The sequence below is a fragment of the Pseudoalteromonas rubra genome (assembly GCF_005887095.1).
Taxonomy (GTDB): domain Bacteria; phylum Pseudomonadota; class Gammaproteobacteria; order Enterobacterales; family Alteromonadaceae; genus Pseudoalteromonas; species Pseudoalteromonas rubra_E.
This window is the reverse complement of record NZ_PNCI01000008.1, coordinates 347,267-370,575: the sequence shown is the minus strand read 5'-3', so window position 1 is coordinate 370,575 and position 23,309 is coordinate 347,267. Positions and strand designations below refer to the sequence as shown.

Here is a 23,309-nt window from a genome sequence, read left to right as displayed (position 1 = left end):
AACTAACTTGAAAAACACCGGCGATCCAATCGCTCCACACAGCTTCCAAATAGGCTCTTCGTCTTGCCACCAAACGTTGCCATCCACCGGAATAGGGCCTTTTATAATTTTACCACTTATGACCTTTTGAAGGCGTTGTTTCCTAAATTATACAAAAACTTCCATCCAATTGGAGAGTTTCGCACTATACACTACTGAAAAGAAAACCTCTTTATAGCAACACATTACGTATGATCTTTGCGATCTCCTGAAAATCAGCAAGGCGCTGGGTAACATCGCTTTTACTCGTACCCTTGATAGCCTCACCATCATCCATAAAAAAGGCAGTATCAAAGCGCCCTGTTTGTTTGCATTTGACATAGACCAGGACGTAGCAGTACTGATACATAGAATCTAGTGACCGCAAGAAATCAATCTCTTCAACTGTTATCTCTGGTTTTACAATCTCCTGTAGATTCGGCATAAAAACATGCTTTATGTAAACACTCTGTTGACCTTTTGAGTATTTATAAATATCGTGTAATCCATAGCCCTGCACGGCTGTGACGACGATATCTTCTAACTGTAGTAAGTTTGACACGTTCATTTTTGTTTAAACATTGAGACACCTTTGTTAAGATTATGTTCATTCAGATGTGGAAAAGTCTCCACATCACAAAAAAATAAGGAAAAAGGACGTGATTGATGGTGATGACTTAAAAGCGATGAGAAAGAAAGCCAATATTTCTCAAGAACTTATGGCAAAAAAGTTAGAATGTGATCGAAAAACAATTAGTAACTACGAACAGGGTGTGAGTGACATTAAGTCTAAACAACTGTTTCTGTGGCTTATGCTCTGTAAAATAGATACTAAGTCTTTACTAAATCAGATTAAACAAGTTAGTAGTACTATGAACAGCTCTACTAAGAAAAGATTACAGGATGATGAATAATGAAAAAGATAAAGTTATTTGACTTAGTTCAGCGCTTTTTATTCTCTAAGCCATTATTAAAAAAAGATCTTCTTGACAGAAAACAGCGGGAAATAAGACGTAATCGATCTACGCTAACAGTGTGTAATCCCACTTCATGCTCTTTAGTATCAGGAGGAGCAACAGCGAAAAAACCACCCAGATCACAAGCGGCCAAAATATACCCAATAGAGCCAACTCCTGAAGTGAGCTCACAAGGATAAGTAATGAAACTTTCAAACTTAATTTTGCTAACTATTTTCTCTATGGCGGTATTCTATATGCAGCTTTGGGATGATCGCCTCGTTACACCTCTTTATTTAACTGTGCTAGGTGTATGTGTAGTCTACGGAACATATAAAAAAGATATAAATATCACTCATATAGCAGCAGTTATCCTCGTTTTTACAGGCATTGAATATGCTATTTTTGAAACAGGTATCGTCAACTATGTCAATCCATCTGACAATAAACTTCTTCAAGGCACGTTGATCTATGGAATGCAAATATTATTCTGTTTATTAATCACTCTCCTCCTAATATTTAGAGTACAAGTCTCTAGGCTAATATCGAAATCACCAAAGATCGAGTTAACATATTTTGATGGTATTTTTCATTGGATTTTCATGTATATGTCAGTCATTAATCTACTGGGACTTATCGAAAATATTGCTTGGTCTTATTTTGGGTGGAAGTCATGGACATTGATTTACGATAATTTCGAAGGGCTTATTTATATAGCATGGGCCGTATGTTGTGGGGCGGTGTTAACCATGATGATCTGTTCTGCAAAATCAAATGGTTCAGAGGACCAGGAGCCGCGTCTTTCTTAAAGCACTCCTTCCATCTATAAGAGTACTATCCCCAACAAAAAACCAGACTTTGTTCTGGTTTTTTGTGACATAGTTAAGGAAACAGCGTCGGCATATCTCACGCATTGCTCAGAAAAGCTAACTACTAATCCCTACTGCGACTTCTGTCTGAGTATTAAATATTGCAGTCCTCAAAGCGTTAAAACCAGCATAGATTGAATAACCGAGCAAAAACAAACATACAACCAACATTGACCAAATATCTATATCATCAAAGTTCTTAAGCTACTTTTTCTTTGAATTCTGGTGAGTGGTTTCTGCGTTTCTTGCTCATAATCTGCTCCAATTTGTATTGGTCTATTAATAACAGATTATTCATTTAAGTGCGTGTGCTAAATTTGGGGATCATTTCTGTGGTTGTATTTTAAGCAGCCTACAGTGGTATCCAAATATGTGATGCAGGCCGCTTAATGTTAGTAGGATTTTTGCTTTTTAGAGTTGAAATTGTGTTTACCAGATCTGCTCTACAAACTCAGGGTGATCCACAAACGGGTTGCGGTTGCCCTGGAACTGATAGGCGCCTTCGTTGCGGGCACGCTCCAGTGCGTCGACCGGATCGGCCTGATGCCAGCGTTTGAGCATAGTGACTACCCAGCTCTCAAAGACCTGATCACTGCTGCCATTGAGCACGGCATCCCCATTGGTGGAATAGCTTTGCCAGCTGGCAATGCGGTCCTGGTAACGGGTCGCCATATAAAAGTAGGCACGGGCAAAGTCACCCTTGAACTGATCGATAGGCTCAAACACGGTACCGCTGTACCCTATGCCAGAGGCGCTGCCTACTTTACTGCCGTTGCTTGAGACATAAGTGCTGCTGCCGACTTCGCCAAAGGGGAAGCTGCTGCGGCGGTTATTCACATAGCCGTCGGAGGCAAAGATATGATGAATGTCAGAGTTCATTGGCTCAATTTTGCCACCAAACCAGCTTTTCGGAAATGAATGTTCACGGTTGTAGCAATCGCCCTCAACGCGGGCGGTGCCACACTGATCGCCCACAGCCGTAAACTCGTGACTGTCCGTGCCAGATGGTTTTTCAGAGTAGCGGTCCAGTACCGTACCATTGTTCTCAAAATAACGGTCTCGCTCGTATTGATCGATGAACGACCAGATAGCGCTGTAGCCCTGATTATTATGGCCGGCAATGATGTTGTGCAGCGCCGTTTTCAGGGCATAACCCGATAAACCTGCCGCAGCACTGTAGTAACCTGTCGGTGTATCGCCACCACCATCGCCACCACCATCGCCACCGCCATTATCCGTTCCCAGCGTGAAACTGTGCGAAGCCGATGAAGTGAACTGGCTGCCCGACGCTATCGTCCCTGAAGGACCGTTCAGGCGATATGAACCGTTTCCATAACTGCAACAAATGCCGTCGCCATAGCTATCAGATATAGTAAAAGTGTACGAGCCATCGGTTAAGCACAGATTTTCACTATAGCTCTGGCTGGCACCATAATTCTGACCACTGGCAACAGTCGAATTCGACGCATTTTTAATGACCCAGCTGGTCTCCTCACCATACCTGTCCGTGGTCAGATTGAAGGTCAGCGCATTGGCCTGGCAGGCACCGCCGGTTGGCGGTGGTGTGCTCGTAGTGCCGCTGGGCTGGAAGTTATCAACATAGACGGTTTCATTGCCGTCAAATCCACTGACGTCATAAAAACGCAGACCCACCGTGATTTGGCCATTGCTGGTGGCTGTATAATTATGGCTCAGTTGTTGCCATTGGTTTAATTGTTGCGGATCCGAATAATTGTGATAACCGTCAGCGACCAGACGAGCTCTGACGCCGCCTTCAGTATGATAGACCCAGGTACTGAAAGTGTAGGTCTTGCCGGCCTCAACCGTGACGGTTTGTGCCAGATCGGTATTCCCCTGCGTCGTCGTCAGTACATTGACGGCCGCAGCCGTCTGTCCGCTATAAACGCGATTCTGTTCGGTAGTCAATGAGATACCCGAATCAATGGTGGTCCAGTTGCTGGGTTTACCCAGCTGCCATTGTTCGAAATCTCCGTTATCTACCTGTCCCCATGCCATGGTACTGAGCAGGCTTAACGCACTGCCAGCCAGGCCCATTGTCAGGCGTAAAGGCCCTTTTCTTGTAATCATTTTATTATTCCCGTGTTCTATTTTTTAATTAATATTGTTGTTTGGTTGTAAAAAACCGAGTGGGAGTTTAAAGGAGTTTTGTTACATTGTCGTTAACTTTTTAATTGTGTAAATCGGTACAATTATTTTTAATCTGTTTTATTTGGAGTTTTTGAATATCCATAACCAAATGGAATAACAAAGCAGATACTGTTCTTTTTGTCGCGCAGTGAGTTGCGTATCCTGCATGCTAAGAAAATGACCGAATTGCAACTGTGCGCGGGTGGAACCGCCGGGCAGTTCGGCGGGGCAAGCTATATAAGGGTTATGGGGAAACAATCATCATGTTGTTAAGTCAACTCAGTGCCGCGGCCAGTCCGCTGACACAAGAACAACTGCAAAAATTACAGGGGTTAGTGGCGGAGCTTAATCCGATCCAGCAGGCCTGGGTCAGTGGTTATCTGGCTGCCAATGCCAACACTGCTGCGCTCGCGGGGACGCTAGGACAGGCACCTGCGCCTGCCTCAGAAGCGGCACCTTTGACCATTTTATATGGCTCTCAAACCGGCAATGCCAAAGGGGTTGCGGCGCAATTAGAAAGTGCCGCTAAAGCACGCGGTCTGCAAACCAAGTTGGTTAATATGGCTGATTACAAGCCTGCGGCGCTGAAGAAAGAGCAGTTTATCGCTGTGGCTGTTTCGACCTATGGAGAAGGTGAACCACCTGAAGACGCAGAAACCTTGCACGCCTTTTTGGCCGGTAAAAAAGCCCCGAAACTGGATGGTGTTAAAGTAGCGGTACTGGGTCTGGGTGATTCAAGCTATGAGTTTTTCTGTCAGACGGCCATTGATTTTGAAGAGCGCTTGCAAAAGCTGGGTGCCGAATCTGTGGTTGCCCGTGCAGATCTGGACGTGGACTATGAAGAGCAGGCAACAGCCTGGATTGACAGTGCACTCGATGCCTTTGAACCTGCGCTAAAGGCACAGCAAGAACAAGGCGGTGCTAACGTCGTGGCCATGCCATTGGCAACGGCCGGTGCACATGCCAGCCAGTATACCAAACAAAACCCGTTCAGCGCAGAAATCTCTGTGGTGCAGAAGATCACCGGCCGTAACTCGACCAAAGATGTTCGCCACGTCGAAATTTCGCTCGAAGGGTCTGACATTCAATATCAGCCAGGTGATTCACTGGGCGTTTTCTTCCTTAACGATGAGCAGCGCGTGGATGCAGTATTGGCACAGCTGGCTCTGGATGGAGACAGCGAAGTCACTCTGGGCAGCGAGACGCTAACACTGCGCACAGCCTTGATTGAAAAGCTGGAGCTGACTCAGTCTTACCCTGGCTTTGTCGAAAAGTATTCAGCAGCAACAGGCAACGCAGAGCTGAGTGCCCTGGCGGGCGATAAAGCAGCGCTGCGTGAGTACATCGAAGCGCGTCAGATTTTCGATATCATCAAGCAACAGCCGGGAACACTCAGCGCGCAGGCGCTGGTTGACAGCTGTCGTAAGATCCAGCCGCGTTTGTATTCTATTGCGTCGAGCCAGGCTGAAGTAGAAGAAGAAGTGCACCTGACTGTGGGTCTGGTGGAGTTTGAGGCCTTTGGTGAAACCCATCAGGGCGGTTGCTCTGGCTTCCTGGCGCATCGCGTTGAGGAAGGCACACAAGTTAAAGTGTTTAGTGAGCATAACGACAATTTCCGTTTGCCAGCGGACGACAATACCCCCGTGATCATGGTTGGTCCGGGTACCGGTATTGCACCATTCCGCGCCTTTTTGCAAGAGCGCGAGGCACGCGATGCTGAGGGCGACAACTGGTTATTCTTCGGTAACCCACACTTTACTCAGGATTTCCTGTATCAGGTTGAATTACAAAAGTACGTGAAATCGGGCGTACTGAATCGCATTGATCTGGCCTTTAGCCGCGATCAGGCAGAAAAAATCTACGTTCAGGACCGTTTACGCGAAAAGGGTCAGGACGTGTATACATGGTTGCAAAATGGTGCGCACTTTTATGTGTGTGGAGACGCCAGCCGTATGGCCAAGGACGTTCATCAGGCATTAGTAGACATCGTTAAGCAGTATGCAGGTAAGAGCGACGAGGAAGCTGAAGAGTATCTCAAAGAGCTACGCAGCGCGGGTCGCTATCAAAAAGACGTGTACTAATCCTGCGGGATTAGTCAGTACACACCGTCACAGTGTAAGAATTTAGGAATAAAAATGAGCAATAGCGATTACAAACCCAACAGTAAGCTCGACCCGAACGCCAAACTGTCTGATAACGAGCGTTTGAAAACTCAGAGCAACCTGCTGCGTGGCACCATTACCAATGATTTGGGCGATCAATTAACGGGTGGTTTTACCGCCGATAACTTCCAGCTGATCCGTTTCCACGGCATGTATCAGCAGGATGACCGCGATATTCGTGCCGAGCGTATCAAGCAAAAGCTGGAACCGATGCACAACGTGATGCTGCGTGCGCGGATGCCGGGCGGGATCATCAAGCCGCACCAGTGGTTAGCGATCGACAAGTTTGCTGAAGAAAAAACCGAGTATGGCAGCATCCGTCTGACCACACGTCAGACTTTCCAGTTTCACGGTGTGCTGAAACCACATATTAAAGAAATGCACCTGACGCTGAATGATGTTGGCATTGACTCCATCGCCACCGCGGGTGACGTAAACCGTAACGTACTGTGTACCACCAACCCGGTTGAGTCTGAACTGCATCAGGAAGCCTATGAATGGGCGGCACGTATTTCTGAGCACTTGCTGCCAAAAACTCGTGCCTATGCCGAGATCTGGCTAAATGGTGAAAAGCAGGAAACCACTGAAGAAGAACCGGTACTAGGCAGTACCTACTTACCGCGTAAGTTTAAAACCACAGTGACTATTCCGCCGAACAACGAAGTGGATGTCCACGCCAATGACCTGAACTTTGTGGCGATTGCAGAAGACGGCAAGCTGGTTGGCTTCAACGTCCTGGTTGGTGGTGGTCTGGCCATGACCCATGGTGATGTTAACACCTACCCACGTAAGGCCGATGACTTTGGCTTTATCAGCCTGGACGACACGCTGGCGGTAGCCGAGCATGTGGTAGGCGTACAGCGTGACTGGGGTAACCGTGCGAATCGTAAAAACGCGAAAACCAAATATACCCTGGATACCTTTGGCACCGATGCGTTTAAAGCGGAAGTAGAAAAACGTGCCGGTGTGACCTTTGCGCCGAGCCGTCCGTATGAATTCACCCATCGTGGCGATCGCATTGGCTGGGTCGAAGGCATTGATGGTAAGCACCATCTGACGGTCTTTATTCAAAGTGGCCGGATTTTGGATTACCCCGGCAAGCCGCTGAAAACAGGCTGTCGCAAGATTGCCGAGATCCACCAGGGGGATTTCCGCATGACGGCGAACCAGAACCTGATCATCGCAGGTGTGCCGGCAGAGCAAAAAGCGGAAATTGAACAACTGGCACGCGAACATGGCCTGATTGATGACGCGCACACCGAGCAGCGTAAAAACTCGATGGCCTGTGTGTCTTTGCCAACGTGTCCATTGGCCATGGCGGAAGCTGAGCGTTACCTGCCAGATCTGATAGAAAAAACCGAAGCGATCCTGGCAAAACATGAGATTGCTGATGACGACATCATCTTGCGTGTTGTCGGTTGTCCAAACGGTTGTGGTCGTGCCATGCTGGCAGAAATTGGCTTTGTAGGTAAAGGCCCGGGCAAATATAACGTGTATCTGGGCGGTAACCGTGCCGGTACGCGGATCCCGAAACTGTATCTGGAAAATGTCGGTGAAGAGGTTTATCTGCCGGCACTGGATGAGCTGATTGGTCAGTGGGCCAAAGAGCGTCAGCCGGATGAGTGTTTTGGTGACTTTGTGATCCGTAAGGAAATTGTGGCCGAAGTTAAGGTATCTAAAACCGACTTCCATGCTTAATTTAGAAGGCGCCCGGCGCCTTTGACCACAGCTTTTATGTGGTGGTGAATACTGGGAATGAGTAATGAGTGACTTTAAGCAAATCCTGACGCTGGATAAAGCCTCGCAACAGGCATTATTGAATGATGCGAACGGTATGCTGGCTGATAAAAGTGTTGAAGAGCGTGTGATCTGGGCACTGGAAAATTTGCCAGATAACCCGATTTTATCGTCCAGCTTTGGGATCCAGGCAGCGGTGATGCTGCACTTAGTAACCCGTCAGCGTCCGGATATCCCGGTGGTTCTGACAGATACCGGCTATTTGTTCCCGGAAACGTATCGTTTTATTGATGAACTGACGGAACAGCTGCAGCTGAATCTGAAAGTGTATCGCGCAGCGCAGGGGCCAGCGTGGCAGGAAGCCAAGTTTGGCAAACTGTGGGAGCAGGGTGAAGAGGGTATCAAGCGTTACAATACCCTGAACAAGGTAGAGCCGATGACCCGTGCACTGAACGAGTTACAGGCCGGAACCTGGTTCAGTGGTTTACGCCGTCAGCAGTCCTCTACCCGTGCCGACAAACAGATCTTAGAGATCAGCCGTGGTACAGTGAAAGTGTATCCGATTATCGACTGGCATAACCGTGATGTCTATCAGTACCTGACCAAGCATGGCTTATCTTATCATCCGCTCTGGGACGAAGGCTATGTGTCTATGGGTGATGTGCATACCACCCGTAAACTTGAGCCGGGTATGAGCGAAGAAGAAACGCGCTTCTTCGGTATGAACCGGGAATGTGGTTTACATATTGATGGTGACGGCATTTAGTCGATGCTTATCAAAGCACAATTAAAACAGCGGACCCGGCCATATAGCCCGGTCCGCTTTTTTGTCACTAATGAGGTGCAAACGCTACACTGTGACTAATGAGGGAAAAGAGAAGGTGAATGCGATGCGCACAATACACAGTCTGTTTGGTCTGTTGCTGTGGCTGGAGCCAGTCAGTGGCCAGGCTGCTGTATCATCCCTTCCACCGACCGGAACTGAGTTGCCGGTGTTGCGTGTTGCTTTGCCTTATAATGCCTTTCCCCCCTTTGTCACTGGCGACCCCAACCGGCCCGGTGTGATCCCTGAGCTGTTGGCACACTTTGCGCCTGAGGGTAAACCGCTGGATGTGGACTATATCCCGGAAGAGCGCTCAAAAAAACTGATCAATTACAACCAAATTCAGGTGCGTATGGAGTCTGAGTCCTGGTATCGGGGTAAAACACCAATGTGCTGGAGCCAGGGATTGTATTGGGTAGAGGATGTGTTGATCACGCACCAGAATGCCACCGTGCCGACCCAGGATTATCAGGACTTTATTATGCTCGGACGATTTGGTTATACCTATCCGACGGTCGAGCAGGCGTTGGCGCTTGGACAGCTTCAGCAAAAGCTGTTTTACTCGGAACGAGAGATGCTGGATGCGCTGGCGTCGCCGGTGAAAGAAGACCGCCGTTTTGCACTGATGAGCCTGCCTGCGATCCGTTGGCTGCAATTGAGTAACCCTAAATTTATTACCGCGCTTAAAGTTCATAAAGTGGTTGATACCGCGCCTTTACAACTACAATTCAATCATTCAGAACTGGGGTTACGTGGCTGTGCGCAATTTCGAGATTTCTTTGAGCGCTTTCGCCACTCTACCGAATATCGCTCTATACTGTTAAAGTATGGCCTCGATATAAAAGGAGTGCCGCAATGAAGTACGCAAGTTATCTGTTAATTATGGTGATGCTGATTGGTGTGGCGTCATTGTTTGTTTTAAAGCGCCCAGATGGGCGCACCTGGCTGAGCCTGGATGATATCCTCGGCAAGGCGCAGACTCAGGCACAACAAGTGCTGAATGAATCTAAGCTGCAACTAGACAATGCCGTGGATATGGTCAGCAGTAAAGATGTACAGACTATGCAGGACAAACCCGCAAAAATTTATAAATGGCAGGACGCACAGGGCAACTGGCACTATTCAGATCGCCCCAACGCACGCGGGCAGAGTGAAGAAATGACACTGGACCCTAGCAAGATCACCATCATGGCGGCGGAAAATACCGACATTCTCAAGCAGCTAAAAGAGCAGCAGGATGCTGGTCGGATCCCGAAAGATTTACCGGCAAACATGAGTCCGACTGACATTAAAAAGCTGATCCAGGATGCACAAAACGTTGAAAAGTTAATGCAGGAGCGCAGCAAGAAGCTCGAAGGCATTTAACCTAAAGTTGTGCTTCAACATACTCGGCGATCGCCAGACTGGCGGTCAGCCCGGGTGATTCAATACCAAACAGGTTGATGAGTCCTTCAACCTGGTGGTGTTGATGCCCTTCAATCATAAAATCCTGCCCCTTTTCGCGGCTAAGCTTGGGCCTGATCCCCGCGTAGTCGGGATGCAACCGCTCAGGGTCCAGAGCGGGCCAGTAGCTTTGTATCGCTTCTACAAAACGGGCTTTGGCCTGTGCGTCAACCTGGTAATCCAGCTTGTCAATAAACTGGGTATCGGGCCCAAACCTGAGTTGACCTGCCATGTCTAAAGTGGCATGAATCCCCAGACCATGCTGTTCAGGCATCGGGTAGATCAGGTGATTGAAGGGGTGGGGGCTTTGATAACAAAAATACTGTCCACGGCATAAATGACTTTGTGGGATCTGGTCTTTGCCAAGCCCCGCGATGCGCTGAGCATTGTCTTGTGCAAACAGGCCTCCAGCGTTGATCAGAGTATTGCAACTCAGCTCAAAGGGGGCACCGTCGCAGTTTAACGTCAGTGTAAATCCTGACGCAGTTTTTGTTGCCGATTCAAAGCGGGTGTGACAGACCAGATTGCCACCTGCGTGCTCAAGCTGATGGACCAAAGACAGCATCAACTGGTGGCTGTCGACAATCCCGGTTGAAGGTGAAAACAACGCCGCACTGGTGTGCAGGCCAGGAGCCATATTGGCAATTTGTGTCTGGCTGAGTGGCGTCAGATCATGCACGCCATTGCGTTTTGCCTGCGCCTCGATGGCTGCGAGCTTACCCAGCTCTTGTGGCGTGCGCGCGAATAAAATTTTGCCAAGCCTTTTAACCGGAACATGGAAGCGCTCGCAATGTGCGTACAACAAGGCTTTACCACGGACACACAAGCGTGCTTTAAGACTATGCTCAGCATAATAAAGACCGGCATGGATCACTTCGCTGTTGCGGCTACTGGTATGTTCGCCAAATTGTCCCATCTGGTCGATGACCAGGACGGAGCGGGTCTGACTGAGACGCGCCGCGATGGCCAGGCCAACGACCCCTGCGCCTATGATCACTGTATCTATATGGTCCATGAATGTCTCTGAATGAGCAACTAAAGGCAAAATTGTAGCGAAATGTCCACACAGAGGCAAAGCCCCAGCTAGCAATTTGGGAGGCAAGTGCAATCCCGGTCAGTCTGACTTTTCTCGGCGCATTAACAGGATCGTCAGATAAATCTTAGTAGGTAATGAGCAGATCAGGCCTATGGCTATGCAGGCCGCACCCAGAGCATATCCAGTAGGGCCGAGTGCCGTCAGCCATTGGGCGCTCAGCAGGGTGTGTCCTGTGAAGATCAGCAACAGGCCACATACAATCACACAGTGCAGAATAATAATCAGGCGTTTTTGTTTCTTCATGATCTCAGCCTCCACAAACTGGGGGTGAGATCATTGTGATATTGTAAAGAGTAAAATGGGTTGCGCTATATCAACTTCGGTGACGTTAGGACTAGCGACGCTCGACGACTGCGGCTGTCATGCGAGCCACACAGCATAATTCATCACGTGCATTGACGATTTTCACTTCCCAAACGGAGGTGCGCCGGCCAAGGTGCAGGGGGCGAGCCGTGGCGGTCAGCGTCCCGTTTCGTGAGGCCTTGAGATGATTGGCGTTTATCTCCTGTCCGACACAGTAAAAACGTTCAAAGTCGACAGCAAAATTAGCTGCATAACTGGCCACCGTTTCGGCTAGCGCGACATTGGCACCACCATGGACCATGCCCAGTGGATTATGATGTGCCGGGGTTGCGGGCATAGTGGCAACGAGGTAATCGTCGCCAATTTCACTGATGCTGATCCCTAAGGTCTGCATCAGCGTGCCTTTTTGATGGAGCCCCTCATCCAGAGCTTGGCACTGTGCTAGTGTGACCGGGCGATACCAGATACTCACCGTGTGATCTCCTGTATTATCCAAACGAAATAGGTTTTCTGCCTGTGACGCTGTCCACATTATTCTTTTGTTTATTGCGTCGCTTTTTGCCAGCCTGGCTTGGCTGCTTGCCCTTGTCAGTAGCTGACTGTGCACTGTGCTGGTGCGCAGGCGGCGGGTTTGGCTGACTACGCTCGGCTGGAATGGCGCCCTCAGCCAGGGTCAGCATAAAGGCTTCTTCGTTAAAATAGAGGGTATCTCCGGCGTACAATTTCTTGCGTTTAACCGTACAAAGCTCGCCGTTGACGCCCACATATCCGGCGGCGATAAGCTGCTTGGCCTGTCCCCCACTCTCTGCAAAGTCTAATACTTTTAATAGGTTACAAAGTTCAATTGGCTCTTCTTCGAGCTCGATTTCAATATAATCTTGATTCATATCACAACCCCGTTGGATGTTTTGCGACAGTATAGCGCGACGCTGCGGTGAACCACGAAACTTTTTCGAACATCGTGGTGTCTTTAATGTAATTGCAGCATTTGGTGTGTATCTTGCACGCCGATACGGAGTCGGGCGGCCATTGGTCGGGACTTTTGGCAGTGATTCGCTGCGACTTTTGTAAATTATGACAACAGGAGACATTCCATGGGGATCCGTTCTGCATTAAAAAAAGACCTGATGAATTTAGAGGCATTAGGGTTAATGACAGCAGATGATGTGCGTGGCTATCTCAACACTCAGCTTAATCAGGGCAGAGACAAACTAACTTTGATCTCACGATTCAATGAGCATCACAGCCAGGTACAGGCTGGCCTGCCCAGTCAGGAGAGCGATCTTAAATTTGAGCGTCATCGCTTGTTTAAAGAAATTGTGTATCCCAAAACCGCAGTGCAAAACTGGCTGACGCGTAGTCACTGATGCCGTAAGTCGCGATGGAACAATGGACAGATGTCGGGCGGCTGTGGTCTACTCAGACCATAATAACAAGAACAGGGAATTTTCATGAAAGTATGGTCAGTGGCTGGGTGCCTATTTTTGAGCGCCTGTAGCAGTCAGCCTGTGGTACATGTGTTTCACTCCTCTTTGGACGACACCGAGCAAAAAATATTGCTGAGTCAGTTAGAGCAGGCCAACATAAACTACGTCTTGAATGACCTTGCTGTGCCCGCAGAGTACAACAGTGACACTGTCCGCCTCAATCGCTTTCCCGCGGATCAAAATGATGTGCTGATCTCGCAGCTGTCTGAGGTGGTACAAGCGTTAGGGTATAGCGGGCTCAATGTGCAGGAGTTTAACGGCGAATATCATCGTTTCAGTGAAGGAAATTACGGCCTGTACTTTCCCGGTGAGCTGGCGCAAGTGGCTCTGCCTGAAGTGGTGTTTTCACACAATTGCGCGTTGGACGCATTTCAGATTGAGCTAAAGACAACTGGAGACTGGTTGCTTACGGGCACAATGACGCAAGGGAAGTGGCTCTACAACAATCCTTATCTAACTCTGATTTGGGATAGCGGTCAGGGGACCATGCAGCAAGCCTATCAAGTTACTTCACACACAGTGCAGACGCGATTCGGAGAGAAACCAGCTGCCACTTACCAGGTAATGGGACATCGCAGTTATGCCGCCATCCCCATCTTTAACTGTGATTTGCAGGTGATCTATGCCGAGTAGCTCGGTAGCAACGGTTAACTGAAAATGCTAACCGTTGCTGAACATGGCGTCTCGTTTATGGCTGATTGGTATTATTCATGCTGGCGATAAAGGCGTTGGAGTCTTCAATGGAGCGATTCATATCGCTGATCAGCGATTGAATATCCCGCTTCAAACCACTGAATTCACCTTTGATGGCGGCAATCGCCTGGGCATTGAGGTTATGTTTTAAGTACAGCACATTGTCTTTGAGTGAATCCAGTACAGGTTGCATTTTGGCTTCGCTGGCGCGCATCGAGCGTAGCAGCTTGTCAAATTGACGTTGCGTTTGGCGGAGCTTTTGCTCGCTCTGACGTTTCAGGCTGGCACTGGAATATTGAGCCAGTTCATCCTGCCATTCAGAGAATAAGGCTTCTGCAACATCTTCTACTTTGTCTATGTTGGTACGTACATCCTGCGCAGCGGCTTCACTGGAGAGATAATCATCATTGAGTTGTTGATACACACTTTGTAATTCGCCACCATCAAAGTTGATCAAGGTAGTCAGGCGTTCCAGTGCAGACTGAAACTCTTGTTGTGTGGCCTGTTGTGCTTCTTTGGTATTTTCTACACGGTCCACTAAGATCTCACGCTTATGCACCCCCACTTTTTCCCAGGCTGCGTAGTACGCGCTTTGACAGGCGCTGAGCAGGCTCAGGCTTAAGATTATGAGGCTCGTTTTTATTACAGAATTGTTCATCGGCTTTCCTAATGCAGTTGATACATAACGGCTTATACTTAAATCTGACCCTATGAATTATGACTGGGATTGGTAAGATGTGCAAAACTCACTCTGTAAACCTGTGTAATGATGAATGAATTATGGCGCTTGCGGTTGCAACGTCTGAACCTGCAAGGTCGTGCTTTGGTCAGAAGCCAGCCCGACTGGTGGCAGCGCTTTTTTAAACGCTGTCAGGAGGATCAGTTGACGATCAATGCCGGCTACCTGGCGTATGTGACCTTACTCTCACTGATCCCGCTGGTGGCGGTTGGGGTGGCGATTTTCAGTGCATTTCCTGGCTTTCAGGATGCCCGAGATGCCATAGAAAACTTTATTTTTAATAACTTTGTGCCGACCTCAACAGACACTATTAAATCCCATATCAGTGCCTTTACCGGCAATGCCAATGAGATGACCGCAGTGGGGATTGGCTTTCTTACCGCCGTTGCCTTGTTGCTGATCCGCAACGTCGATGCCGCATTGAATCGCATCTGGCGGGTCGAAAAGTCACGACCTATGATGATTTCCTTTGCCATCTACTGGATGGTCCTGACGTTAGGTCCAGTATTATTAGGGGCCAGCATTGGCGTAACGTCTTATATTGTGTCATTGGTCTCGTTTGCCGATCAGGGGATCCCGGGCTTTAGTGGCTTTTTGCTGAAGCTATTGCCCTATGTTATTTCCATGGCAGGCTTTTTTATGCTCTATACTTTAGTACCAAATACACGCGTGTCTTATCAGGCAGCGATACCTGGAGCATTTTTTGCGGCGTTGCTATTTGAACTGACCAAAAAAGGCTTTGCTCTGTATATCAGCCATTTTCCCTCCTATGAGGTGATTTATGGTGCGCTGGCCACAGTGCCAATTCTGTTCGTCTGGGTTTATCTTTCCTGGATGGTGGTGCTGCTGGGTGCTGAATTTACTGCCTGTTTGTCCGAAAAGGAGTGCGAGGAACAAGACACACCACAATAAAGAGGTGTGCAATGACTCAATTGTATCGGCTGGAATCGCCACGACGCAGTTTTCATATGGCGGTGTCTCATGGACACCAAATACATGTAGAAGAGTTTGGTCTGGAGACCGGGTTGCCTGTGATTATTTGTCATGGTGGCCCGGGCAGCGGCTTATGTCGCCATTCTGCCAGTTATTTTAATCCACAGCGCTATCGTATTATTTTGTTTAGTCAGCGCGGTTGTGGCCAGTCTTCCCCTCAGCAACTCACACACAACACCACCGAATACCTGCTTCAGGATATAGATAGTCTGCTGTCGTACTTAGATATCACTCAGTGCGTACTGGCGGGTGGTTCCTGGGGGGCCACGTTAGCCCTTTTGTTTGCGCAGCGCTATCCGCAGCGAGTGCAGGGGTTAGTGCTATGGGCGACCTTTTTGGGGTGTCAAAGTGATTTGCAGTGGCTTTATGGGATCAGCGGTGCCGGGGCACAGTTCTATCCAGAGCGTTATCAGGTTTTCAGTCAGGGACTGGGGGATTACAAAGCGGTATTGTCCCGTTATACCCAGCTATTGCATTGCGATGATGAAGTGGCGGTGCGCCGCGCCGCACAGCAGTGGCATGATTGGGATCGTCAGCTTAGCGTTGGCAGCCAGGCGCAACGTTATCAGTTGGATCATGAACAGGCTGTGGTTCAGCAAGCCCGGATTATGGTGCATTACTTTCATACTCGCTGTTTTATTGAAGAACAACAGATTTTCCATCAGGCCGATAGAATCGCAAGCTTGCCTGTATGGATGATCCATAGCCGCCACGACTATGTCTGTCGTTTTGCGATGGCCCAGGCTCTGGCCGAGCAACTCAATGCGCGTTTGCTGATCCTCGAAGAAGTTGGGCACTGCGCGACAAATGCAGTATATTCCGAAGCCATACGGCGTGCCGCCGATCTGCTGTTATGTAAGCTGGCACATTAGCGGCAAAGTAGATATGAATTACATTATGAATTTTTGAGGTAAATGTGCAGGGATTAATTCAAAGGGTCAGTCAGGCCAATGTGGTGGTTGAGGGCAAGTGTGTGGGTCAAATTGGTCAGGGGATCCTGGTGCTGCTCGGGGTAGAGAAGGCTGACGATCAAAAAAGTGCAGACAGCTTGCTGCATAAAATCAGCAACTACCGTATTTTTACCGATGCGCAGGGCAAAATGAATTTGAGCCTGAGAGACATTGAGGGGGAGTTGCTGGTGGTGTCTCAGTTTACGTTAGCGGCGGATACTAAAAAGGGCATGCGCCCGAGCTTTTCTTCTGCTGCCACACCGGAGCAAGCCGCAGCACTGTACGAATATTTTGTCGCTAAGGCGAAAGAATCTGGGTTACGGGTGGCCACTGGGCGGTTTGCTGCTGATATGCAGGTGAACTTGTGCAATGACGGTCCGGTCACGTTTAATTTATCGGTTTGACGAGTAGGGCTAACGGGTTAAAGAAATAATGTGATTAGCGTAATCGGGCACCTTGTGTACGAAGGGTTTTTTACCAAAATTAGTAATAAGCAGGTGCTCCAGCTGTTTTAGTTGTGAATCATGCTCTGCAAGAAAGTTGATATATAAGCGGCCGCCTTCATTGAGTGTGGCGCGAATTTGTGTGTAAAACTTGTGTTCGTACAAAAATCTCGGCGCATCGAGCTGGCTGAACAAGTCCAGGATGATCCAGTCATAATGGCCATTATTCTCCAGCGCCTGGTAGGCATCGCTACAACTGACGTTAGAGATAGGGTCGCCACCAAAATAGCGTTTATAGCAGTGGATGATATCTGGGTTATTGTCGATAGAGGTAATTTGGCAATCCGGGTAGCTGATATGCAAGTAATCCCTAATAGCCCCTGCCCCGAGACCCAGTTCCAGCACCTTGCCAGGTGCGGGGCACTTTTGCCATAACGCGGCTAACACCTGTAAATGGGGAAAAAGCAGCCTCTCCGGATGATTGAGTTCAATCACGGATTGCAGCGTGTCGTTTATCAGTAACCAGCGTAAGGTTTTTTCCTGGCGTACTTGTATGCTGATTTTGCCATGCTTATGCCAATACAACAGATGCCCAAGTTGATGGCTCTGATGGACAAACTCGTTACTGATAGTGCCGGGTTCAATAATAAAATCTTGCATAGTTACATCAGCATAGCTGGGCCTCACAGTTCTGCCACTGCGTTTCGTTGAATTTACATGACAAATTGGCCAAATCTGGCCGAGCATTCCCTGTTGCGCACTTTTCTTGTAAGGTATGGTCCATAAATTAGACAAAAGTTCCCCGTAAAAAAGCGGGAGCAGGTTGCACAGGCCGAGCGTATCGCCTCGGCGACAGGAAAAGCACAGGAGTCACCATGTTTCAAGTAACAGCGCCACAGAGCAGTGAAGATTGGCAAGCGTATTATCAACTACGATGGCAGGTTTTACGGGCACCCTGGGAGCAGCCAAGAGGCAGCGAGCAGGATGACCTTGAGCAGGAGGCTGAACATCGTTACATCAAAAATAACGAAGGTCAGGTGCTCGGTGTGGCACGCCTGCATTTCAACAATCAACAGCAGGCACAAGTGCGTTACATGGCTGTGGATGAGGCACACCGTGGTCATCACCTGGGCAGCCGATTGCTGCATGAACTGGAAAAAATTGCCTGGACGCAACAAGCCGAAGAGCTGGTGTTGTTTGCCAGAGAGCGCGCACTGGCATTTTATGAACGTCACGGTTACCAGATGATTGAAAAAGCCCATCTGTCTTATGGCGATGTGCAGCACTGGAAAATGGTCAAGCAACGCCCTTCTGAGCCAGGCTGGTTCCGTCACCCGCAGTGGACTCAGGTGTTACAGGATACCTGGCGGGAGTCGATCCCAATCAGTGATGCGATGGGGATCAAAGTAGAAAGTTACACCGACTGGCAGTTTTCAACCCGCGCAGACCTCAAAGCTAACCTGAATTTACATAATTCGATGTTTGCAGGTTCGGTCTACAGTATGGCGACATTGACTGGATGGGGGGCAACCTATCTAGCGCTTAAAGAGCTGGCGCTCGAAGGAAATATCGTGTTGGCGGATGCTAATATTCAGTACCTTAAACCGCTGACCACCGCACCCAGTGCGACAGTGACACTTGCCGAATGTAGTGGCGAGCTGAGTGCACTCAACGAGGAAGGCAAAGCTAAGTACCGGGTGCCGGTGAATGTCTATGATGGAGATGTGCTGGTGGCGAAATTTGAGGGCTTATTTGTTGTTATCAAATAACCCTTTATGCGGCCTGCTGTTACAGGCCGCGATGATTGGGTTTAGAGCAGATCGGTGACCGCAATACCCAGGCCCAGACGCTGAATATGGGCATTGTAGTCAATCAGACTCTCGCCATAGCCATTAAAATACTGCACATAACCACGTACCCGTGAAGAGCCCAGCAGTGGGAATGACCAGTCGAGTTGTATTGCGCCATGGTTGTCGCTGTTGAAATTGTTGCGGGTCATAAAGCCAAATTCATGGTCGCCATGGCGATAGGCACCACTGAGCTCAAAGTAACCCATATACTTGTGAATGTCCGGGTTGTCATCGCCTTTGGCGGCTAATGGCTCTGGTTTGTCATCCTCTGGCAGGCGGTACCAGGGTTTAAAGCTAAATACAAAGCTTTCATATTCCCAGATAAAATTAGCATAGATGCGATTCCAGGAGCGCGAATTTGGCTGACTACGGCCGTTTGATTGGTGCGAGGCGCCCAGAATAATGGCCATTTCGTCGCCCCACAGAACGTTTTCATCGTCCAGGAAATTAACCCAGAAGATTTCCGGTTCGTAATTGGTTTCACGAAACGGTGAGGAAATGTCTTTGTTGTAGAGCTGCCAATAAGATTGCAATGTTACGCCAACATACACCGCCTGGTCTTTGTCCTTAAAGTGCCGATACAGGGGCACTTTCATTGATATCTGGTATTTGACCTCCATATGATCGAGTGGCTCACCTTCTTCTTCCTGGATGGCTTTTAGGCCGTCAAAGGGTCTGGAGTTTGGGCTTTTGACATAGGTAACCGGTAAAATATAGTTGCGATTGTGCGGTGTCAGCACATTGCGGTTGTTCTCTGTGACCATCTCGCGCGCCATACGGCGATCCAATTTACTGAGACTCGTTTTTTGCAGTTGCTGGCAGTAAGCTTTGAGCTCGGCAACGGTTTGTTGTTGATCACCGGCGATGATTTCGTTCAGTACACATTGTTTTATTATCTCCAGATCGTCCTGGTCTTGCGGTTCACTGGCCTGTAGTGGCGCGGACGCCAGAAAAGACAAGAAAGCGAGCATCCTGATTTTCATAGGTGATGAAGTCCTTAGTCAAAAGCAATTAACATTCATTTTATCATGGTAGAGAAAACTAAGAAGGACAAAGTTTACCGCAGGACATAGTGTTAAGAATGGGTTGGTTGATTTTTATTCAATATGGCAGTAAGTTAAATGAGCAAACTACATAAAAGGAAATGGACATGAAAATATCTCTGAACAAAAAATGTATAAAACAACTGAGTAATAACCAGCAGCTTGGATTGGCTCAGACACCGAATATTGCTGGCGGAGCCTCTGGCTATCCAGCTTGTAACTCGTTTGGGTGCGATACCGCCGTGTTCCTGGGTTGCCCTACTGGCCGGGACTGCTACTCTGCTCGTAACGAAATCTGTATGCCGGATTAATATGGATACCAATTTCACTTAATTAAGCGCATTGGTATAAAAAGGCCGGCGGCAACTTAGGTTGCCGCCCCACCTTAGCAAGTGAGGGCTTGCTCACCTACTCTCACGCAATCGTTGTGTTGTTCTGTATGTCATACGAACTGGATGTTGGCCAATCCGCATAAGCCCGCTACAGTTCATAGTAGTTAGTGAAAAATTTATATAATTCAGTACCCTGATTAACACTCGCTGACGCAAAATGCAGTATCGCAATGGCATCTTGTGTTAATGTCAGGCTGTGCAGGGGCATTTCGGATAAGTACTGCTCCATACGTAAAATCCGCGCAATGCAATCTCCCGCCTTAATGTGCTCACCAAGCTGCGCTTTATACTCCACCATGCCGCCCATGGGGGCATAGTAAGTCAGGTAATCTTTGAGTGCGCAGGCGTAGCGTTTGATGTTTCTTGGTTGATGGCTGCCATCTGCTATCACTTCTTTGTGAGTCAGGTAACTGAGGATGCTATTGGCATCATGAACGGCTTCATCGAGATCAATTTTTTCCTGAGAGCCCAGCTCAACAGTAAATGCTTCTACGGGGACGGGCAGGTCACGACCTTGTTCTTTCAACGCATCACTCAGCTGCCACCAGGGACAAAAGCTGGCTTCATCCATAGCCCCGTCGAATTCATTGGGGATCAGCAAGACATGGGGAATATCAAAATAGCGTGCGCTGTCTTGTGCATACTCAGGGCAATACAAATGCTTTGCCGAAATGGGACCCGTGTGCAGGTCCAGTACAATGTCTGCCTGATGGGCTAATTTTTGCAGTGTCAGTGCGATCCGCTTGCCCGTGTTCAGTGTATGTGCGGGGGCATCAAGTAAGGTGTCGGTTGCCTGGCATAATTGTTCGCGAAAGGCCGCAATCAGCGTTGTATCAGGGGCTTGGCTGTACTTTGCAAGACAGCTTTGCACCAGGGCACTGTGGTCATAGTACATGCGATTCCAGTTTACCCCGGTAATAGGGTCAAAGCGCCCAAGCGTAAACTCACCGGATTTCTGGTTACAGCCAATCGGGTTGGCATAAGGTACCAAAGTAATGTCACCGGCCAGTGGCAGATGTTTCAGTTGCTCCAGCAGTGCATAGATCACGGCATTACCCTGCACCTCGGCGCCATGCATATTGGCCTGGATGTAGACGTTTGGCCCTGTGCCATCGCCCTGCAGGCGGTAGACAGGAATGGTCAGTGGCAGACCATTGGCAATTTCCCCAACCTGGATATGTTGCTGTGTAATTGTGTTCATGATTACCTCAGATAATAGTCGGCGTGTTCGCTTTGACGGATGCAGTACAACTGGCCCTGCTTAAAGACGAATTCAGCCGGCAGCTCATGGCACAGGAAGTAGGGCATACTTTCGGTGAACCCATAGGCACCGCACTGGCCAAAGACCAGCCAGTCGCCATAGTCGAGATCGTCAGGCAGCTTATGGGTACCCAGGTAATCGATAGCGGTGCACAGGGGGCCGTGTAAATGATAATCTCGCCCGGCTGCAGTGGACTCACGTAATGCCTTAACCGGAAACGCCTGACTCGTTACTGCCGGACGCAGTAAATGGTTAACGCCACCTGCCATGATCAGCTGATACTCGCCGTAGTTGTGCTTTTGTTCAACGACCGGGTTGAGATAATAACCACAGTGCGCTACGGCGTAGCGACCCAGCTCCATCCACAGCTCTTCAACACCTGCGTCTGCTTTGATCTTAGCCAGACTATCGATAACCTGGTCCCAATCCAGGGGACGTTGACCAGGCTCATACGGGACACCCAGCCCACCACCCAGGTCAAGGATCCGCAGTGACATGCCGAGCTGTGTGCTCAGGCTAACCAGAGGTGGCACCATTTGTTGCCACAGGCTGGCTAACTTGGTAGCGTCCAGCATATTGCCCCACTGGAAAATATGCAGACCGGCAAAGTCCAGCGCTGGATAATCACTTAAAGTCAGTTGTTGCCATTGCTCACACCCTAGTCCAAAGGGCGTCAGGCTGTCGCCACCAAGCGGGTTTTTGTCGCCTGCTGGCCAGCGCAGCTGTACGCGCAGCAGCACAGTCAGAGTTTTTTGATGTTGTTCTGCGGCGTCATTCAACCAGCGCACTTGATTGAGGCTTTCAGCCACAAAGGTGGTGACGCCAGCATCAAGGAAATGTTGGATCTGGGCTGGCGACTTGGCCGGCCCGGTGTTGAGTACGCGCTCGGCTGCAATGTCCTGTGACAGCACTTGTGTAAGCTCCCCGCGACTGGCAACGTCAAAATTGAACCCTGCTTTGTCTAGTGTGTTAAGCACACTGGAGAGAGGGTTGGCTTTGACCGCGTACCAGAGTTTCACCACATCTTGGGTAGTAAGGCGGCTTACATGGGCATGCAGCGCATCGAGATCATAGACAAAAAAGGGCGTTGCCAGGTCACGATTGTCCTGCTCTGTGCACAGTGCAGTAAGTTGCTCACGCAAAGGCGTACTCAAGGCTAACATTAGCGAAGCACCTCTTCGAGTTCTAATGACGCGTCACTTTGTTCGTCACGATATTTCACTATCAAGGCGCAGGACATGCTCAGCCCCTGGGCTTTGGCCCAGTCACTGGAAGCCGGACGCGAGCCTGGGATCACAATGGCAAACGGAGGAATGGCTTCGCCTTTGTCCAGTGTACGCTCATTAACACAGTCGTACACCGGAATGCTGGCAGACAAGCGAACACCGGGGGCTAATACAGCGCCTTGCTTCACGACTACGCCTTCAACCAGCACGCATCCCGCGCCAATGAAGGCATCGTCTTCGACAACAACCGGGCTGGCACCCACAGGCTCTAATACACCACCGATCTGTACGGCGGCGCTGAGGTGAACGTTCTTACCTATTTGAGCACAAGATCCAACCAATGCATGACTGTCGACCATAGTGCCGCTGTCTATGTAGGCACCGATGTTGACGTAGGCGGGTGGCATAATAATGGTACCGGGTGCAACATAAGCACCACGGCGTACACTGCTGCCTCCGGGCACCATACGTACCGCATCACCGGCTGAGAAACCACGCGGTGCCAGATTGTCTTTGTCTACAAAGCCACCTGGATATTCGGTGTTCTGACCGGCACGAAATGCCGCCAGAATACCTTCTTTTACTTCGACGTTAGCATGCCAGTTGCCTTGTTCGTCTTGGGTTGCCGCACGTTGTGAGCCATTTTCTAAATTATCTAAAAGTGTTGACCAGGTCAT

Annotated in this window: 26 protein-coding genes; 14 read left to right on the top strand and 12 right to left on the bottom strand. The window is 49.0% G+C overall.

Features of this window, described 5'->3' with window-relative positions; genetic code table 11:
• Positions 1-211 precede the first annotated feature (211 nt).
• Entirely contained in the window at positions 212-586 is a 375-nt protein-coding gene (locus tag CWB99_RS05025) for a hypothetical protein (protein WP_249331692.1), read from the bottom strand.
• Positions 587-677: 91 nt separating this feature from the next.
• Here CWB99_RS05025 and CWB99_RS05020 point away from each other — a divergent pair, with 91 nt between their 5' ends.
• Together CWB99_RS05020 and CWB99_RS05015 are read left to right on the top strand one after the other, a co-directional pair.
• Positions 678-932: a helix-turn-helix domain-containing protein gene (locus CWB99_RS05020; protein ID WP_046006073.1), complete on the top strand. Its 255-nt coding sequence runs from the start codon at positions 678-680 to the stop codon at positions 930-932.
• 245 nt (positions 933-1,177) lie between these two features.
• Positions 1,178-1,783: a hypothetical protein gene (locus CWB99_RS05015; RefSeq protein WP_138550868.1), complete on the top strand. Its 606-nt coding sequence runs from the start codon at positions 1,178-1,180 to the stop codon at positions 1,781-1,783.
• A 489-nt stretch (positions 1,784-2,272) separates the two neighbouring features.
• Here CWB99_RS05015 and CWB99_RS05010 read toward each other — a convergent pair whose 3' ends face one another.
• The gene (locus CWB99_RS05010) at positions 2,273-3,931 is read right to left on the bottom strand and encodes an endonuclease (RefSeq protein ID WP_138550867.1); all 1,659 of its coding nucleotides are present in this window, start codon (positions 3,929-3,931) and stop codon (positions 2,273-2,275) included.
• A 323-nt stretch (positions 3,932-4,254) separates the two neighbouring features.
• On the opposite strand from CWB99_RS05010, the gene CWB99_RS05005 reads away from it, so the two are divergent.
• From CWB99_RS05005 to CWB99_RS04985, 5 genes are all read left to right on the top strand, one after another.
• The gene (locus tag CWB99_RS05005) at positions 4,255-6,072 is read left to right on the top strand and encodes an assimilatory sulfite reductase (NADPH) flavoprotein subunit (protein ID WP_138550866.1); all 1,818 of its coding nucleotides are present in this window, start codon (positions 4,255-4,257) and stop codon (positions 6,070-6,072) included.
• A 54-nt stretch (positions 6,073-6,126) separates the two neighbouring features.
• On the top strand, positions 6,127-7,851 hold the full coding sequence (gene cysI, locus CWB99_RS05000) for an assimilatory sulfite reductase (NADPH) hemoprotein subunit (RefSeq protein ID WP_054014937.1): 1,725 nt from the start codon (positions 6,127-6,129) through the stop codon (positions 7,849-7,851).
• Positions 7,852-7,915: 64 nt separating this feature from the next.
• A complete protein-coding gene (locus CWB99_RS04995; RefSeq protein WP_138550865.1) occupies positions 7,916-8,656 on the top strand; it encodes a phosphoadenylyl-sulfate reductase in 741 nt (246 codons plus the stop codon).
• A gap of 124 nt (positions 8,657-8,780) precedes the next feature.
• The gene (locus CWB99_RS04990) at positions 8,781-9,572 is read left to right on the top strand and encodes a hypothetical protein (RefSeq protein WP_138550864.1); all 792 of its coding nucleotides are present in this window, start codon (positions 8,781-8,783) and stop codon (positions 9,570-9,572) included.
• On the top strand, positions 9,569-10,078 hold the full coding sequence (locus CWB99_RS04985; RefSeq protein WP_138550863.1) for a DUF4124 domain-containing protein: 510 nt from the start codon (positions 9,569-9,571) through the stop codon (positions 10,076-10,078). The genes CWB99_RS04990 and CWB99_RS04985 overlap by 4 nt, the downstream gene beginning before the upstream one ends.
• A 1-nt stretch (position 10,079) precedes the next feature.
• On the opposite strand, the gene CWB99_RS04980 is transcribed toward CWB99_RS04985, so the two are convergent.
• The 4 genes from CWB99_RS04980 to CWB99_RS04965 form a co-directional block, all read right to left on the bottom strand.
• Entirely contained in the window at positions 10,080-11,171 is a 1,092-nt protein-coding gene (locus CWB99_RS04980; RefSeq protein ID WP_138550862.1) for an NAD(P)/FAD-dependent oxidoreductase, read from the bottom strand.
• A 99-nt stretch (positions 11,172-11,270) separates the two neighbouring features.
• The gene (locus CWB99_RS04975) at positions 11,271-11,495 is read right to left on the bottom strand and encodes a hypothetical protein (RefSeq protein WP_054014932.1); all 225 of its coding nucleotides are present in this window, start codon (positions 11,493-11,495) and stop codon (positions 11,271-11,273) included.
• 91 nt (positions 11,496-11,586) lie between these two features.
• Positions 11,587-12,027 (bottom strand): PaaI family thioesterase, encoded by a 441-nt coding sequence (locus CWB99_RS04970; protein ID WP_138550861.1) that lies wholly within the window; start codon positions 12,025-12,027, stop codon positions 11,587-11,589.
• A 16-nt stretch (positions 12,028-12,043) separates the two neighbouring features.
• On the bottom strand, positions 12,044-12,442 hold the full coding sequence (locus CWB99_RS04965) for an RNA-binding S4 domain-containing protein (protein WP_138550860.1): 399 nt from the start codon (positions 12,440-12,442) through the stop codon (positions 12,044-12,046).
• Between the two features lie 207 nt (positions 12,443-12,649).
• On the opposite strand from CWB99_RS04965, the gene CWB99_RS04960 reads away from it, so the two are divergent.
• Entirely contained in the window at positions 12,650-12,922 is a 273-nt protein-coding gene (locus CWB99_RS04960) for a hypothetical protein (RefSeq protein WP_054014929.1), read from the top strand.
• Between the two features lie 84 nt (positions 12,923-13,006).
• Positions 13,007-13,675, top strand: coding sequence for a hypothetical protein (locus tag CWB99_RS04955; RefSeq protein ID WP_138550859.1), 669 nt, complete (start codon positions 13,007-13,009; stop codon positions 13,673-13,675).
• Positions 13,676-13,730: 55 nt separating this feature from the next.
• Here the strand turns inward: CWB99_RS04955 and CWB99_RS04950 are convergent, their stop codons facing one another.
• Positions 13,731-14,393 (bottom strand): DUF2959 domain-containing protein, encoded by a 663-nt coding sequence (locus tag CWB99_RS04950; protein ID WP_138550858.1) that lies wholly within the window; start codon positions 14,391-14,393, stop codon positions 13,731-13,733.
• A 111-nt stretch (positions 14,394-14,504) separates the two neighbouring features.
• Here CWB99_RS04950 and CWB99_RS04945 point away from each other — a divergent pair, with 111 nt between their 5' ends.
• From CWB99_RS04945 to dtd, 3 genes are read left to right on the top strand one after another with little or no spacing between them, the layout of a single operon-like run.
• Positions 14,505-15,386 carry a virulence factor BrkB family protein gene (locus tag CWB99_RS04945; RefSeq protein WP_432760823.1) on the top strand — a complete coding sequence of 294 codons (882 nt, stop codon included), beginning with the start codon at positions 14,505-14,507 and terminating at the stop codon, positions 15,384-15,386.
• Positions 15,387-15,397: 11 nt separating this feature from the next.
• Positions 15,398-16,339 (top strand): alpha/beta fold hydrolase, encoded by a 942-nt coding sequence (locus tag CWB99_RS04940; RefSeq protein WP_138550856.1) that lies wholly within the window; start codon positions 15,398-15,400, stop codon positions 16,337-16,339.
• A gap of 44 nt (positions 16,340-16,383) precedes the next feature.
• Positions 16,384-16,821 carry a D-aminoacyl-tRNA deacylase gene (gene dtd, locus CWB99_RS04935; protein WP_138550855.1) on the top strand — a complete coding sequence of 146 codons (438 nt, stop codon included), beginning with the start codon at positions 16,384-16,386 and terminating at the stop codon, positions 16,819-16,821.
• Positions 16,822-16,830: 9 nt separating this feature from the next.
• Here the strand turns inward: dtd and CWB99_RS04930 are convergent, their stop codons facing one another.
• Positions 16,831-17,520: a spermidine synthase gene (locus CWB99_RS04930; RefSeq protein WP_138550854.1), complete on the bottom strand. Its 690-nt coding sequence runs from the start codon at positions 17,518-17,520 to the stop codon at positions 16,831-16,833.
• Between the two features lie 215 nt (positions 17,521-17,735).
• On the opposite strand from CWB99_RS04930, the gene CWB99_RS04925 reads away from it, so the two are divergent.
• Entirely contained in the window at positions 17,736-18,629 is an 894-nt protein-coding gene (locus CWB99_RS04925; RefSeq protein ID WP_138550853.1) for a bifunctional GNAT family N-acetyltransferase/hotdog fold thioesterase, read from the top strand.
• Between the two features lie 41 nt (positions 18,630-18,670).
• Here the strand turns inward: CWB99_RS04925 and CWB99_RS04920 are convergent, their stop codons facing one another.
• Positions 18,671-19,693 (bottom strand): phospholipase A, encoded by a 1,023-nt coding sequence (locus CWB99_RS04920; protein ID WP_138550852.1) that lies wholly within the window; start codon positions 19,691-19,693, stop codon positions 18,671-18,673.
• 167 nt (positions 19,694-19,860) lie between these two features.
• Here CWB99_RS04920 and CWB99_RS04915 point away from each other — a divergent pair, with 167 nt between their 5' ends.
• Entirely contained in the window at positions 19,861-20,064 is a 204-nt protein-coding gene (locus tag CWB99_RS04915; protein WP_138545198.1) for a hypothetical protein, read from the top strand.
• A 169-nt stretch (positions 20,065-20,233) separates the two neighbouring features.
• On the opposite strand, the gene CWB99_RS04910 is transcribed toward CWB99_RS04915, so the two are convergent.
• The 3 genes from CWB99_RS04910 to CWB99_RS04900 are packed head-to-tail and all read right to left on the bottom strand — an operon-like array spanning position 20,234 to position 23,309.
• Positions 20,234-21,346, bottom strand: coding sequence for a succinylglutamate desuccinylase/aspartoacylase family protein (locus CWB99_RS04910; RefSeq protein WP_138550851.1), 1,113 nt, complete (start codon positions 21,344-21,346; stop codon positions 20,234-20,236).
• 2 nt (positions 21,347-21,348) lie between these two features.
• Positions 21,349-22,569: a PLP-dependent decarboxylase gene (locus tag CWB99_RS04905; RefSeq protein ID WP_138550850.1), complete on the bottom strand. Its 1,221-nt coding sequence runs from the start codon at positions 22,567-22,569 to the stop codon at positions 21,349-21,351.
• Positions 22,569-23,309: a 2,3,4,5-tetrahydropyridine-2,6-dicarboxylate N-succinyltransferase gene (locus tag CWB99_RS04900; RefSeq protein WP_138550849.1), complete on the bottom strand. Its 741-nt coding sequence runs from the start codon at positions 23,307-23,309 to the stop codon at positions 22,569-22,571. Before CWB99_RS04900 ends, CWB99_RS04905 begins: the two co-directional genes overlap by 1 nt.